We start from the raw sequence: 14561 nt of genomic DNA, 5'->3' as shown, positions 1-14561 counted from the left end.
GTGAAGAAGATGAATATAGATTTGGCTAAAATACTTCATGATGAAAATCCATCTTCACAAGATTTATTAAAAGATATTAAAATTCTAAAAATACAGTATTTGAAAAAAAGTAATAAATTGAAAGTAATACTTAAATCTTTTAATGAATTTAACAAAGACATGGAGAATTGCTTTAAAGAAATACTTTATAAAAAATTTAACTTTTTTAATGATATAGAATTGGTTTCTTATAAGGATATTTCTGATGTAACCCTTGAAGATTTATGTAATAATTATTGGTGCGAACTTACAAATGCACTAATTACTCATGTACCTCTAGCAAAAGAATGCATGCTAAATGGTCACAAATATGTAGAGGATAATACTCTGATAATAAAATATGGAAATGAATTTATTTATAATATGTTAAAGAATAAAAATTTTGAAGAACTGACTTATGGTGTAATAAGAGATGTTTTTGGGATAGAGTGTAAGGTAAAGCTAATTTATGAGATTTCATGTGCTGACCAAGAATGCAATGAATTAGTAGAAGAAGAGATGTCCTTAATTAAAGAAATTATAAAAAATAGTAAACCTAAGATAGAAAAAAATAAAGTTATAGCTTTAGATAGACAAAAGAATGATGATAAGAATTCAAAAGGAGATAAAGATAGCAGTATTCTCCTAGGAAAAAATATTAATGAAGATTGGATTACTATTGATTGTATTGATGAACCAATGGGTATGGTAACAATTTGTGGAGATATATTTAAAAGGACCGTAATTGAAACTAAAACTGGTAGAAAAATTGTATCTATTTATGTTACGGATTATACTAGTTCCATTACAGTAAAAATATTTACTCGTCCAAAGGATGAGGAAAAAGTGTTAGAAGAAATAAAGGAAGGGCTTTACTGCAAAATTCGAGGGGAAGCTATTTATGATAACTATGCAAGAGAAGTAGTTATTATGGCAAGGGATATTATAAAGCTTAATAAGATTATGAAAATGGATACTGCAGAAGAAAAACGAGTTGAACTACATCTTCATACTAGAATGAGTGCCATGGATGCTATGACATCTGCAGAAGCCTTAGTAAAAAGAGCAGCCACATGGGGTCATAGTGCCATTGCTATAACTGATCATGGCGTAGTTCAAGCATATCCTGAAGCTATGGATGCTGGTAAAAAACATAAGATTAAAATTTTATATGGCGTAGAAGCTTACCTAGTAGATGATGGAGTACCTATTGTTATAGATGGAGAAGGAAGATCTATAGATGATGAATTTGTTGTTTTCGATATAGAAACCACAGGATTTTCCAGCATAAATGATAAAATAATTGAAATTGGTGCCGTAAAAATAAAAAATGGAAAAATAATAGATAGCTTTAGTAGTTTTGTCAATCCTAAAGTAATTATTCCATTAAAAATCATAGAACTTACAAGTATAACTGATGAAATGGTTAAAGATGCAGAAGATATTAACGAAGTTTTGCCTAAATTTTTAGAATTTGTAGGGGATACTGTTGTAGTGGCACATAACGCAAGCTTTGATGTTTCTTTTATAAAAAAGAACTGTAAAGACTTAGGCTTAACGTTTAATAATCCTATAATGGATACAATCCCTCTTGCTAAATTTTTATATCCAGAACTAAAGAGGTATAAATTAAATATAGTTGCAAAACATTTAGGGATAAATTCAGAAAATCATCATAGAGCTGTGGATGATGCAAAGGCTACAGGAGAAATATTAGTTAAAAGTTTTGAGGCTTTAAGGGAAAGAGAAATCTTTACCTTAGAAAACATAAATGAAGAATATTTTAAAAATATTGATGTGAAAACATTACCTACATATCATTTAATAGTATTAGCTCAAAACATGAAGGGATTAAAGAACCTTTATAAATTGATATCCCATTCTCATCTAGATTATTTTTATAAGAGACCTAGAATGCCAAAAAGCTTAATACAAAAATATAAAGATGGCCTTATTATCGGCTCTGCTTGTGAGGCAGGGGAAATTTATAAAGAGATTCTTAAAGGTAAAAGTGATGACGAATTAAAAAACACAATTGATTTCTATGATTATCTTGAAATTCAGCCTCTAGAAAACAACTATTTTATGATAAGAAATGGCACGGTTAAAGATGTTGATGAATTAAAAAATATAAATAGAAGGATATGTACATTAGGGGAAAGATATAATAAACCAGTGGTTGCTACCTGCGATGTTCACTTTTTAAATCCTGAAGATGAAATTTATAGAAGAATTATAATGAATGGTCAGGGATATAGCGATGCAGACAACCAACCTCCATTATACTTTAGAACAACTGAAGAAATGCTAAAGGAATTTGATTATTTAGGAAATGCAAAGAGCTTTGAAGTAGTTGTAAAAAACACTAACAAGATTGCTGAATTAATTGAAGAAATAAAGCCAATTCCTGATGAAACATTTCCTCCTAAAATAGAAGGTGCCGAAGAAGAAATTAAACAAATGACTTTACATAAAACTCATAGTATTTATGGAGATAATTTGCCAGAAGTAGTTCAAAAGAGACTTGATAAAGAACTAAATTCCATAATAAATAATGGTTATGCAGTATTGTATTTAATAGCACATAAATTAGTTGATAAGTCTTATCAAGATGGATATTTAGTTGGGTCAAGAGGATCTGTAGGTTCTTCCTTTGTTGCTACAATGTCAGATATAACTGAGGTTAATGGCTTACCACCTCATTATGTATGTTCTAATTGTAAATACAGTGAATTTATAACAGATGGTTCCATAAGTTCTGGTGCAGATTTGCTAGACAAAGATTGTCCTGAATGTGGAAACGTACTAACAAAAGACGGTCATGATATACCTTTTGAAACTTTTCTAGGTTTTGAAGGAGATAAAGAACCGGACATAGATTTAAATTTCTCAGGTGAATATCAATCTGTAGTACATAAATATACAGAAGAATTATTTGGTAAGGGTCATGTTTTTAGGGCTGGGACAATAGGTACAATTGCAGAGAAAACCGCCTATGGCTTTGTTAGAAAATATCTAACTGAGAAAAACATCACTTCTAACGGAGCTGAAATTGAAAGGTTAACTTTAGGATGTACTGGCATAAAGAGAACTACTGGACAGCATCCTGGTGGAGTTATGGTTGTTCCTCAAGATAACGAAATATTTAATTTCTCTCCAATACAACGTCCAGCAGACGATAACAATACTGAAATAATAACTACCCACTTTGATTACCACTCTATAAGCGGTAGACTACTGAAATTAGATATTTTAGGTCACGATGATCCTACTGTGCTTAGAATGCTTCAAGATTTAACTGGATTAGATCCTAAAACAATACCTTTAGCGGATACTAAAGTAATGAGTCTTTTTACATCTCCGGATGCTTTAGGAATTACTAAAGAAGAACTAGGATGTGAAGTGGGCACGTATGGTCTTCCTGAGTTTGGTACTAAATTTGTTAGGCAGATGTTGATTGACACTCAACCAAAAACCTTCTCAGATTTAGTAAGAATATCTGGACTTTCACATGGTACTGATGTTTGGCTTAATAATGCTCAATATTATATAAAAGAAGGATATACTACTCTAAAAGATTGTATAGCTACAAGAGATGACATAATGGTATATCTAATATATAAAGGATTGCCGCCTAAAACAGCTTTTAACATTATGGAAAAGGTAAGAAAAGGGAAAGGGTTGTCCGAAGAACATGAGCAAGTTATGAGAGAAAATCAGGTTCCAGATTGGTATATAGAATCCTGTAAAAAAATAAAGTACATGTTCCCTAAGGGTCACGCCGTTGCCTATGTTATGATGGCTGTTAGAATAGCTTATTTTAAAGTATATTATCCAAGGGACTACTATGCTACTTACTTCTCTGTTAGGGCTGATGATTTTGATGCAGATATAATATTGAAGGGTATTGATTCTATGCTACGAAAGATAGAAGAGATTAATGCCATGGGAAATAACGTTACTCCTAAGGATAAAGGACTTTTAACCACCTTAGAGATTTGTCATGAAATGTATCTTAGAGGAATCAAATTTCTAGAAGCTGACTTATATAAATCCCATGCTGAGAGATTTTTAATCGAAAATGATGGAATCAGAATTCCATTAAGTGCTCTTACTGGAGTGGGAGTAAATGCTGCTAAAAATATAGTTGAAGGTAGAGGGCTTGGAGAATTCATCTCAAAAGAAGATTTGAAAATTAGGGGAAAAGCTACAAGAACTGTCATAGAAGCTTTAGAAAATCATGGTTGTCTTAAAGGTATGCCTGACACCAATCAGTTGAGCCTATTTAACTTATAGAAATAACTAGCCCTTGAAATAAGGAATTTGTTGTGATACAATGGAAATTAGTAAGTTTGCAGATATATTTTGACTTGTAAGAGTGGGTATTAACCCGCTCTTTCTATTTGTATGAAACGCAACCATAGTTGCGTTTTTAAATTAATATATGAAAATTGTATTTAAATCGCTGTTTTACTACACAATATTATGTAAGGAGGGATCGTTATATGGAAAAAAATTTATTTGTAGATGAATTAACAAGTTTAATCCATCCTATAGTTGATAGATTAGGGTATGAGCTTTATTATTTAGAATATGTAAAAGAAAATAGAGAAAATTATTTAAGAGTATATATAGATAAAGATGAAGGAATAGCCTTAGAAGACTGTGAAAAGGTTAGCAGGGAAGTTAGTGAAATGATGGATGTTGAGGATCCAATATCAGAGGGCTATTATTTAGAAATTTCATCTCCAGGTATTGAAAGAGAGTTACATAACGATAACCACTTAAATAAGTATATTGACTATGCAGTTTCTGTAAAGCTTAAATCTTTATTTAATGGCAGCAAAAAAATTGACGGTGTTTTAAAGGGATTCGATAAAGATATTTTAAATATTCAACTAGAGGATAACTTATTAGCTATACCTAGAGAAAAGATAAAAACTATTAATTTAAAAGTGGAGTTTTAAGGGAGGTTAATTTAATAATGAATGAAGAATTTGTGGAAGCACTTAAAGAGATAGTTAAAGAAAAGGGTATCAGTGAAGATTTAATTTTTAATACTATTGAAGATGCTTTAGTCGCTGCCTATAAGAAGAATTACGCCAAACAAGGTGCTACAACTCAAAATGTAGCGGTTATTATGAATAGAGGAACTGGAGAAATTCAAGTACATTCCAAGAAAACAGTAGTTGAAAATGTGGAAGATGAATTTAATGAAATTTCCTTAGAAGAAGCTAGAGAAATAGATCCAAGATACGAATTAGATGAAGTGGTAAATATAGAAGTAACTCCTAAGAAATTTGGAAGAGTTGCTGCTCAGGCGGCAAAACAGGTAGTAATTCAGAGAATTAAAGAAGAAGAAAGAAGAATAGTTTATAATGAATTTATAGAAAAAGAATGTGACATTATAACTGGAACAGTAATAAGAAAAGATAAAACTAACGTTTTTGTTGACTTAGGGAAAATAGAAGCAGTACTTGGACCTAATGAGCAGATGTTAGGTGAGGCTTACAATTTCAACGAGCGATTAAAGCTATATATAGTTGAAGTAAAAAATACTACTAAGGGTGCACAAGTAATAGTTTCTAGAACTCATCCTGGTTTAGTTAAAAGGCTATTTGAATTAGAAGTGCCTGAAATATATAATGGAGTTGTAGAAATAAAAAGTATAGCTAGAGAAGCAGGTTCAAGAACAAAAATTGCTGTTCATTCTAACGATGAAGATGTAGATCCAATGGGTGCTTGTGTAGGGCCTAAGGGTATAAGAGTTCAAAATATCGTAAATGAATTAAAAAATGAAAAAATTGACATAATAAAATGGAGTAAACTTCCAGATGAGTATATTGCAAATGCATTAAGTCCAGCTAAAGTACTAGATGTTACAATTGATGAAGAAAATAAGTCAGCTAAAGTAGTGGTGGATGATAATCAATTATCCCTTGCCATAGGAAAAGAAGGTCAAAACGTAAGGCTAGCTGCAAAACTTACAGGTTGGAAGATAGATATTAAAAGCTCTTCACAAGTCAATGGATAACTAGGACTTTAAAAAGAAGGTGGTGTTTATATGAGAGTAAAGAAAATACCTGAACGAATGTGTACCGGTTGCATGGAAATGAAGCCTAAAAAAGAGCTCATAAGGATTGTACGAAATAAAGATGGTGAAGTTTCAGTAGATTTAACTGGTAAAAAGCCTGGTAGAGGCGCCTATATATGTAAAAATGTAGAGTGTCTTCAAAAATCTTTTAAAAGCAAAAAATTAGACAGAAATCTCGAAACCACCATAAGTGAAGAAATATACAATAAATTAAGGGAAGAGATAAATAATGAAAGATAAGTTTATTTCCTTTCTAGGAATAGCTAAAAAAGCTGGTAAATGTCTAGAGGGTTATAATAAATGTGAAGATTCCATTAAAAGAGGAACCTGTCATTTATTAATAGTATCAAAGGAATCATCTGAAAATACAAAAAATAAGTTTAAAACTCTTTGTGATATTAAAAATACACCTATGATAATTTACTATAGCAAAGATGATCTATCAAATATATTAGGTAAAGAAGGATTAAATATCGTTGGAATAAGTGATTTATCTATTGCCAAAAGGTTAATGGATTTATGGAATGACATGAACATAAATTAGTTTCGGGGGTGAATGCTTTGTCAAAAATTAGAGTATACGAATTAGCAAAAGAACTAGATGTGTCTAGTAAAGATCTTATACAATTACTACAAGATGAGTTCAGCATAAAAGTAAAAAACCATATGAGTGTTATTGAAGATGAAGATGCTCAACTTATAAAAGAATTATATGCTGAGTCCGACAAAGATAGTGGTGATTTAAATGATTCTGATAATATAGAAGAGAAGTACGGTGAACTTCAAGAAGCAGAAATAAAAGTTAATACAAAAGTTAAGAAAATAAAAAATAAATTACAAGATAATACACAAAATAATGATAGTGATAACGACGATGATGATGATAAAATAGTATTAGAACTAGGAGATACTATCACTGTAAAAGAATTTGCAGATAAACTTGCTAAACCTTATTCAGAAGTAATAAAAGAACTTATGTTTATGGGAGTAATGGCTGCACTAAACCAAGAAATAGATTTCGAAACAGCAGAGAAACTTGGAGAAAAGCTTGACGTTCTTATAACTAAAAAGGAAGAAGATTATTCAATCGAAGAGGTTGTTGGAGAAGAAGATGAGGAGGATGATAAAGAAAAGAGACCTCCTGTAGTTACAGTTATGGGCCATGTTGACCATGGTAAAACTTCATTGTTAGATGCTATCAGAAAAGAAAAGGTGGCTTCATCAGAAGCAGGTGGCATAACACAACACATCGGTGCATATACAGTGGAAATAGAAGATCAAAAAATAACTTTCTTAGATACACCTGGACACGAAGCTTTTACAGCAATGAGAGCAAGAGGTGCTCAAATTACTGATATAGTTATATTAGTTGTCGCTGCTGATGATGGTTTAATGCCTCAAACAAAAGAAGCTATAAACCACTGTAAAGCTGCAAATGTTCCAATGATTATTGCAATAAACAAGATGGATAAACCATCAGCTAATCCAGATAGAGTAAAACAACAATTAGCTGACGAAAATCTATTAGCTGAAGATTGGGGTGGAGATACTATAACAGTACCAGTTTCAGCACATACTAGAGAAGGTATAGATAATTTATTGGAAATGGTGCTTTTAACTTCTGAAATGGAAGAATTGAAAGCAAATTCCCATAGAAATGCTAAAGGAACTGTCATTGAAGCTAAACTCGATAAAGGTAGAGGACCAGTAGCCTCACTTTTAGTTCAAAACGGAACCTTAAGTGTTGGCGACTCAATTATTGTAGGTACAACATATGGTAGAATAAGAGCAATGTTCGACGATAAGGGCAAAAAAATAAAATCAGCCGGACCATCAATACCTGTGGAAATATTAGGGTTGTCAGAAGTTCCTTCTGCTGGTGATAGATTTAATGAAGTAAAAGATGAAAAAACTGCAAGGGAAATGGCTGAAAAGAGAAAAGAAAAAATAAGAAGTGAATATTTACAATCTACTCATAAAGTTTCATTAGAAGACTTATATAGCCAGATTAAAGAGGGTAAAATAAAAGAATTAAATATAATTGTTAAAGCAGACGTACAAGGTTCTATAGAAGCTGTTAAGCAATCCTTTGAAAAACTATCAACTGATGAAGTAAAAGTTAGGGTTATACACGGTGGTGTAGGAGCAATTACAGAAACTGATGTAACATTGGCTAATGCTTCTAATGCTATAATTATTGGATTTAATGTAAGACCAGATAATAATGCAATTGCTATAGCGGATAAAGAGAACGTTGAAATTAAAACTTATAGGGTTATTTATACTGCTATAGAAGATATTAAAGCCGCTATGATCGGCATGTTAGAGCCTGATTATAAAGAAGTAATCCTTGGAAGAGCTGAAGTTAGGCAGACTTACAAGGTCTCAAATGTTGGAACAGTTGCAGGTTGTTATGTATTAAATGGTAAAATACTAAGAAATGCAAGTGTAAGAGTATTGAGAGAAAGTATAGTAATCTTCGAAGCAGGACTTTCTTCATTGAAGAGATTCAAGGATGACGCTAAAGAAGTTGCCGCAGGATATGAATGTGGTATGATGGTTGAAAAATTCAATGATCTTAAAGAAGGCGACATCATAGAAGCTTATACTATGGAAGAAGTAAAAAAGCAGACCCTATAGTAGGAGGGATATTTTATGGTTAAACATAGATCTGGAAGAATTAACGAAGAAGTAAGAAAAGAAGTGTCTAATATAATTCAATATGATATAAAAGACCCTAGGATGAATGCTATGGTTAGTATAACAAAGGTCAATGTAACCAAGGATTTAAGATATGCCAAAATATACGTTAGTATATTTGGAAATGATGAAGAAAAGAAGAATACTCTTGAAGTATTAAAAAATTCTAGCGGTTTTATTAGAAGAGAAGTAGGTCATAGAATTAACTTAAGATATACTCCAGAGATACTTTTTGAATTAGATAACTCCATCGAGCATGGTATGCATATTGATGCTATATTAGCTCATATAAAGGAGAGAGAACATGATGATAATGAATGATATTTTAAAAATCATTAAAGAGAGTAAAAAAATTGCTATAAGCTTCCATACTTCTCCTGATGGGGACTCCTTAGGGAGTTCTCTTGGTCTTTTACAAGGACTTAGAAAGTTAAATAAATCTGCTTACATTCTCTGCAAAGAAGGTATTCCTGATAACTTTATCTTTCTACCTTGTAGCAATGAAGTTATAGAGTCTACTGGAAAGGTTTTAGAAGGTACAGATTGCGTAATTGTTTTAGACTGTGGAAATACAGGGAGAATTAATGGTGACATTGAATTAGGCAGCAAAGAATATACAATAATTAATATTGATCACCACGTATCAAATGAACTTTATGGCCATTTGAATTATGTAGACACTAATTCTGCATGTATGGGAGAAATAGTTTATCAAATGCTTAAAGATTTCAGTGTAGAAATAGATAGGGATATTGCAACTTGTTTATATACATCCATATTAACAGATACAGGATCTTTTAGATACTCAAATACCACCTCAGTAACTCACTCTATTTCAGGAAATTTAATAAATACTGGTATTGATTTTAGTAGTATACATAGACTTGTATTTGATAGTAAGGATTTTGATAGATTCAAACTATATGGTATGGTATTTGATAGAATGGAACTTATAAATGACCAGATATGTGTAATGACAGTTACAAAAGATATGTTTACAAAACTTAACATAGATCCTGACACAGATACCTCAGATATAGTTTCTTTCGGAAATGGTATTAAACCTGTTGAGATTACTATTCTCCTAAAAGAAAAAGAAAATGAAATAAAAATAAGCCTAAGGTCTAAATCAAAAGTTGATGTTAGAAAGATTGCAGAAACCTTAGGAGGTGGAGGCCACATAAGAGCAGCTGGTGCCTCCATTAGAAATAAATCATTAAGAGAAGTAAAAAATATATTAATAGAATTAGCAGAAAATGAGTTGATATAATGAATGGAATTTTAAATATATTTAAGCCTTCTGGTATAACATCTTTTGATGTGGTTAGAATGGTCAAAAGAGCCGCAAATACTAAAAAAGTTGGTCATACAGGTACACTGGATCCAATGGCTTCCGGTGTACTCCCTATTTGTTTAGGAAATGCTACAAAAATTGTAGATTACATAATGAATGAAAGTAAAATTTATAAAAGCACTTTAAAACTTGGAGTAGTTACGGATACCTATGATAAAGAAGGTAAAATATTAAAAGAAGAGACTGTAAACTTGGAATCAAAAATTGTAGAAGAGTGTATTAAATCTTTTCAAGGAAGTATAGAGCAAGTTCCTCCCATGTACTCTGCATTAAAAGTCAATGGTAAAAGACTTTATCAATTGGCTAGAGAAGGGATAGAGGTAGAAAGAAAAGCTAGAAAAATTAACATATATTCTATTGATATATTAAATATAGATTTACCTTACGTAACCTTTCAAGTACATTGCTCAAAAGGCACTTATATACGAAGCCTTTGCTATGATATTGGTGAAAAACTAGGCGTAGGGGCTTCCATGTGGGAGTTAGAAAGAGTTAAAACTAGCATTTTTAATATTAAAGATGCTCTACATATAGATAATTTAAATAGTGAAAATATAAATGAATATCTTGTACCTATAGATGAAGCACTAAGTAAATATGAAAGTATTACTATAGAAGAAGTTTATGAAAAATTACTAGTAAATGGAGTTCTTATAAAGGATAAAAGGATAATGGGAAGCATTGAAAAAGATGTTATCTTAAGAGTTTATTCTGGCAATAAATTTATAGGTCTAGGTAGAAGAAGTGACGAAGGATTTAAAATCTTGAAATTGCTTGTATAGGGGTAATAACTATGGATATTATAGAAGATAATATGCTTAAGAGGTTTAAATGGAATACTTATATAGCTCTAGGTAGCTTTGACGGTTTACATTTAGGTCATAGTAAGCTTATAAATAAAGCGATAGAATTAGCTAAGAAAAATGGTGGTAAAAGTATGGTATATACTTTTAAAAACCATCCTTTATCAACCATAAATAAAGATTTAGTTCCAAAACTTTTGATGGATATAAACCAAAAGAAAAAAGTATTAGACAAAATGGGACTAGACTACTTAAATTTAGTAAACTTTGATGAAAAGTTTATGAAAATGTGTCCTGAGGAATTTATATATAACATTGTAAGTGAATTTAATGCTAAGGGCATTATAGTAGGCTTTAATTATAGATTTGGATATAAAAACCTAGGAGACGTTGAATTTTTAGAGGAATTAAGTAAAAAATATAAATTTCAACTTTATGTTGTAAGGCCAATTAAATATAAAAAAGAAATAGTATCTAGCTCTCATATACGACATATTATCTCTGATAACGGAGACATGGTAAAAGCTAAGGTAATGTTAACAAGACCATATTCTATATCAGGTATTGTAATCAAAGGAAAACAACTAGGGAGAGTCCTAGGTTTTCCAACAGTTAATTTAAGCTATGATAAGGGTTATATTATACCAAGGGGAGGTGTATACTTTACCTTAGTAGAATATGAGGGCGATTTTTATAAAGGGATAACTAATGTGGGTTATAATCCTACAGTGGAAGATGGTAAGCTTAGTATAGAAACTCACATTATCGATTTTAATAAAGAAATATACGGTAAAGATATAAGAATTCATTTTATCCATAGAATAAGAGATGAAAAAAAATTTAATTCATTGGAAGAATTAACTCATAGAATAAGTGAAGATAAAAAATACGTAATTAAGCAAAATTTAGAATTAATTATAAAAAGTAATTTACAACTATAGTGTTCTTTGTTATAATTACTTTTGTGAACCTTAATCTATGTTTGTTGTATGCCGGCTACATTCGTGGATTAAGGGGATATAACAATTGGAGGTGCATATAAATGGATAAGGCAAGAAAAGAAGAATTATTAAAAACTCATGCTAGACACGAAGGAGATACTGGCTCACCAGAAGTTCAGATAGCTCTTTTAACAGAAAGAATTAATCATTTAAATGATCATTTAAAAACTCATAAGAAAGACTTCCACTCAAGAAGAGGTCTTTTAATGATGGTTGGTAAAAGAAGAGGTCTTTTAAATTACTTAATGAAGAAAGATATCGAAAGATATCGTTCAATTATTAAAGAATTGGGATTAAGAAAATAGTTAATATTTAGAGCGGCTTAGACCGCTCTATTATTTTGATTCAAGTTATTACATTATACTGTATAAAATAATATAAATATCAGGATAATAATAGTGTATACTTTGAAGGGAGGTAAACTATGAGTCATATTCTTGAAACTACTGTTGCTGGAAGAACTCTAAAGGTTGAATTTGGAAAAGTTGGAGCACTTTCAGATTGTGCTATATTAGTAAGTTATGGCGAGACAGTAGTATTAATAAATGCAAATGCATCAAAACAACCAAGAGAGGGGATAGATTTCTTTCCTCTTAGCGTAGAGTACGAAGAAAGATTGTACTCCGTAGGAAAAATACCAGGAGGGTTTATCAAAAGAGAAGGAAGACCTTCTGAAAAGGCAATTCTTCATGCAAGAGCTATCGATAGACCATTGAGACCATTATTTCCAGATGGCTACAGAAATGATGTACAGATAGTTTGTACTGTTTTATCTGTAGAACAGGATAATCAACCAGATATATTGGCAATGAATGGAGCTTCTTTAGCATTATGCCTTTCAAGTATCCCATATGATAAACCAGTAGCCACTGTTTCTGTGGGCTTAATTGATGGAAAATTCATATTAAATCCAACTCTTAAAGAGAGAGAAGAAAGTGATTTAAATTTAACTGTTTGTGCTACAAAAGATAGGATAACTATGATTGAAGCTGGTTCTTATGAAATTGACGAGGAAGTAATGTATGATGCTATAATGTTTGCCTTTGAGGAATGTCAAAAAATTGTATCATTCCAAGAAAAGGCTATGGCTGAATTCGGTAAAGAAAAGATTGCTCCTGTACTTTATAAGGTAGATGAAACCCTAGAAAAAGAAGTAAGAGAATTTTCTTACTCAATGATAAAAGACGCTATGTACATAACAGATAAAGATCAAAGAAATGCTACTATCGATAAAGTTAAGGAAGCTATAAACGAACATTTCAGTGAAAAATACGCTGAAAATCTTAAAGATATCGGTGAAGTAGTATATACTCTTCAAAAAGAAATAGTTAGAAATATGATTTTAAGAGAGAAAAGAAGACCAGACGAAAGAGCATTCAATCAAATAAGAAATATTGACTGTGAAGTAGCACTTCTACCAAGAACTCATGGTACAGGTCTTTTCACAAGAGGACTAACTCAAGTTATGACTGTAGCTACAATTGGTCCATTAGGAGATGCTCAAATTTTAGATGGATTAGGTGATGAAGAATTTAAAAGATATATGCATCACTATAACTTCCCTTCCTATAGTGTTGGTGAAGTTAGACCACTAAGAGGGCCAGGAAGAAGAGAAATCGGTCATGGTGCTCTAGCAGAGAAAGCTTTAGAACCGCTAATGCCTTCAGAAGAAGAATTCCCATATACAATTAGATTAGTTTCTGAAGTATTGAGTTCAAATGGCTCTACTTCTCAAGCAAGTGTATGCGGTAGTACATTAGCTCTTCTTGATGCAGGAGTCCCTATAAAAAGACCAGCTGCTGGAATAGCAATGGGACTTGTAACTAGCGAAGATTTATCAGAAGAAGAAATATTAACAGATATTCAAGGAATTGAAGATTTCTTTGGTGATATGGACTTTAAGGTTGCAGGTACTGAAAAGGGTATTACTGCAATTCAAGTAGATACAAAGATTGAAGGTTTATCAAATAATTGTATAAAAGTAACATTAGAAGAAGCAAAAAAAGCTCGTCTACACATTTTAGGAAAAATAAAAGAATGTATACCTGAAGCTAGAAAAGAATTGTCACCTTATGCTCCAAGAGTCTATACTATGACAATTGATCCAGAAAAAATAAGAGATGTTATAGGTTCAGGCGGTAAAACTATAAATAAAATTATAGCTGAAACTGGAGTTAAAATTGACATAAAAGAAGATGGTACAATATATGTAATGTCTGATGATAGTGTAGGAGCAGATAGAGCTCTTAAGATGATATATGATTTAACAAAGGAAGTAGAAGTTGGTGAAATATATCTAGGAAAAGTTACTAGAACAACTAACTTTGGAGCTTTTGTAGAAATACTGCCTGGTAAAGAAGGTTTAGTTCATATATCAAAACTTGATTTTACAAGAGTTAATAAAGTAGAAGATGTGGTATCTGTTGGTGATGAAATCTTAGTTAAGGTAACGGAAATAGATGAACACGGCAGAGTTAATTTATCTAGAAGAGATGCTATTAAAAAAGAAGAAAACGACGAAAACCACGAAAAAGACGAAAAAGACGTAGAAGATGATGACAGCAAAAAACAATAGTTAGAAAATAGAAGGG

The 14561-nt window shown here is 31.4% G+C and carries 12 protein-coding genes; all 12 read left to right on the top strand.

Features of this window, described 5'->3' with window-relative positions:
- Positions 1-9: 9 nt before the first annotated feature.
- The gene (locus RYO54_RS01625; protein WP_315114871.1) at positions 10-4314 is read left to right on the top strand and encodes a PolC-type DNA polymerase III; all 4305 of its coding nucleotides are present in this window, start codon (positions 10-12) and stop codon (positions 4312-4314) included.
- Positions 4315-4523: 209 nt separating this feature from the next.
- The gene (gene rimP, locus RYO54_RS01620; RefSeq protein ID WP_315114869.1) at positions 4524-4985 is read left to right on the top strand and encodes a ribosome maturation factor RimP; all 462 of its coding nucleotides are present in this window, start codon (positions 4524-4526) and stop codon (positions 4983-4985) included.
- Between the two features lie 17 nt (positions 4986-5002).
- Positions 5003-6052, top strand: coding sequence for a transcription termination factor NusA (gene nusA / locus RYO54_RS01615; protein WP_315114867.1), 1050 nt, complete (start codon positions 5003-5005; stop codon positions 6050-6052).
- A gap of 30 nt (positions 6053-6082) precedes the next feature.
- The gene (gene rnpM, locus RYO54_RS01610) at positions 6083-6352 is read left to right on the top strand and encodes an RNase P modulator RnpM (protein WP_315114865.1); all 270 of its coding nucleotides are present in this window, start codon (positions 6083-6085) and stop codon (positions 6350-6352) included.
- On the top strand, positions 6342-6656 hold the full coding sequence (locus tag RYO54_RS01605) for a ribosomal L7Ae/L30e/S12e/Gadd45 family protein (protein WP_315114863.1): 315 nt from the start codon (positions 6342-6344) through the stop codon (positions 6654-6656). The genes rnpM and RYO54_RS01605 overlap by 11 nt, the downstream gene beginning before the upstream one ends.
- Before the next feature lie 17 nt (positions 6657-6673).
- On the top strand, positions 6674-8752 hold the full coding sequence (infB, locus tag RYO54_RS01600) for a translation initiation factor IF-2 (RefSeq protein ID WP_315114861.1): 2079 nt from the start codon (positions 6674-6676) through the stop codon (positions 8750-8752).
- Between the two features lie 15 nt (positions 8753-8767).
- A complete protein-coding gene (gene rbfA, locus RYO54_RS01595) occupies positions 8768-9133 on the top strand; it encodes a 30S ribosome-binding factor RbfA (RefSeq protein ID WP_315114858.1) in 366 nt (121 codons plus the stop codon).
- A complete protein-coding gene (locus RYO54_RS01590; protein ID WP_315115062.1) occupies positions 9120-10082 on the top strand; it encodes a bifunctional oligoribonuclease/PAP phosphatase NrnA in 963 nt (320 codons plus the stop codon). Before rbfA ends, RYO54_RS01590 begins: the two co-directional genes overlap by 14 nt.
- Positions 10082-10948 carry a tRNA pseudouridine(55) synthase TruB gene (truB, locus tag RYO54_RS01585; RefSeq protein WP_315114856.1) on the top strand — a complete coding sequence of 289 codons (867 nt, stop codon included), beginning with the start codon at positions 10082-10084 and terminating at the stop codon, positions 10946-10948. Before RYO54_RS01590 ends, truB begins: the two co-directional genes overlap by 1 nt.
- Positions 10949-10959: 11 nt before the next feature.
- Positions 10960-11910, top strand: a complete 951-nt coding sequence (locus RYO54_RS01580; protein ID WP_315114854.1) for a bifunctional riboflavin kinase/FAD synthetase — start codon at positions 10960-10962, stop codon at positions 11908-11910.
- A 101-nt stretch (positions 11911-12011) separates the two neighbouring features.
- Complete coding sequence (gene rpsO / locus RYO54_RS01575) at positions 12012-12275, top strand: 30S ribosomal protein S15 (RefSeq protein ID WP_315114852.1); 264 nt, start codon at positions 12012-12014, stop codon at positions 12273-12275.
- 119 nt (positions 12276-12394) lie between these two features.
- A complete protein-coding gene (locus RYO54_RS01570) occupies positions 12395-14545 on the top strand; it encodes a polyribonucleotide nucleotidyltransferase (protein WP_315114850.1) in 2151 nt (716 codons plus the stop codon).
- Positions 14546-14561: the final 16 nt, after the last annotated feature.

This window comes from uncultured Clostridium sp. (assembly GCF_963515715.1).
Classification (GTDB): domain Bacteria; phylum Bacillota; class Clostridia; order Clostridiales; family Clostridiaceae; genus Clostridium_AW.
Note: the sequence above shows the minus strand (reverse complement) of the source record. Positions and strands in the feature narration are given on the sequence as shown.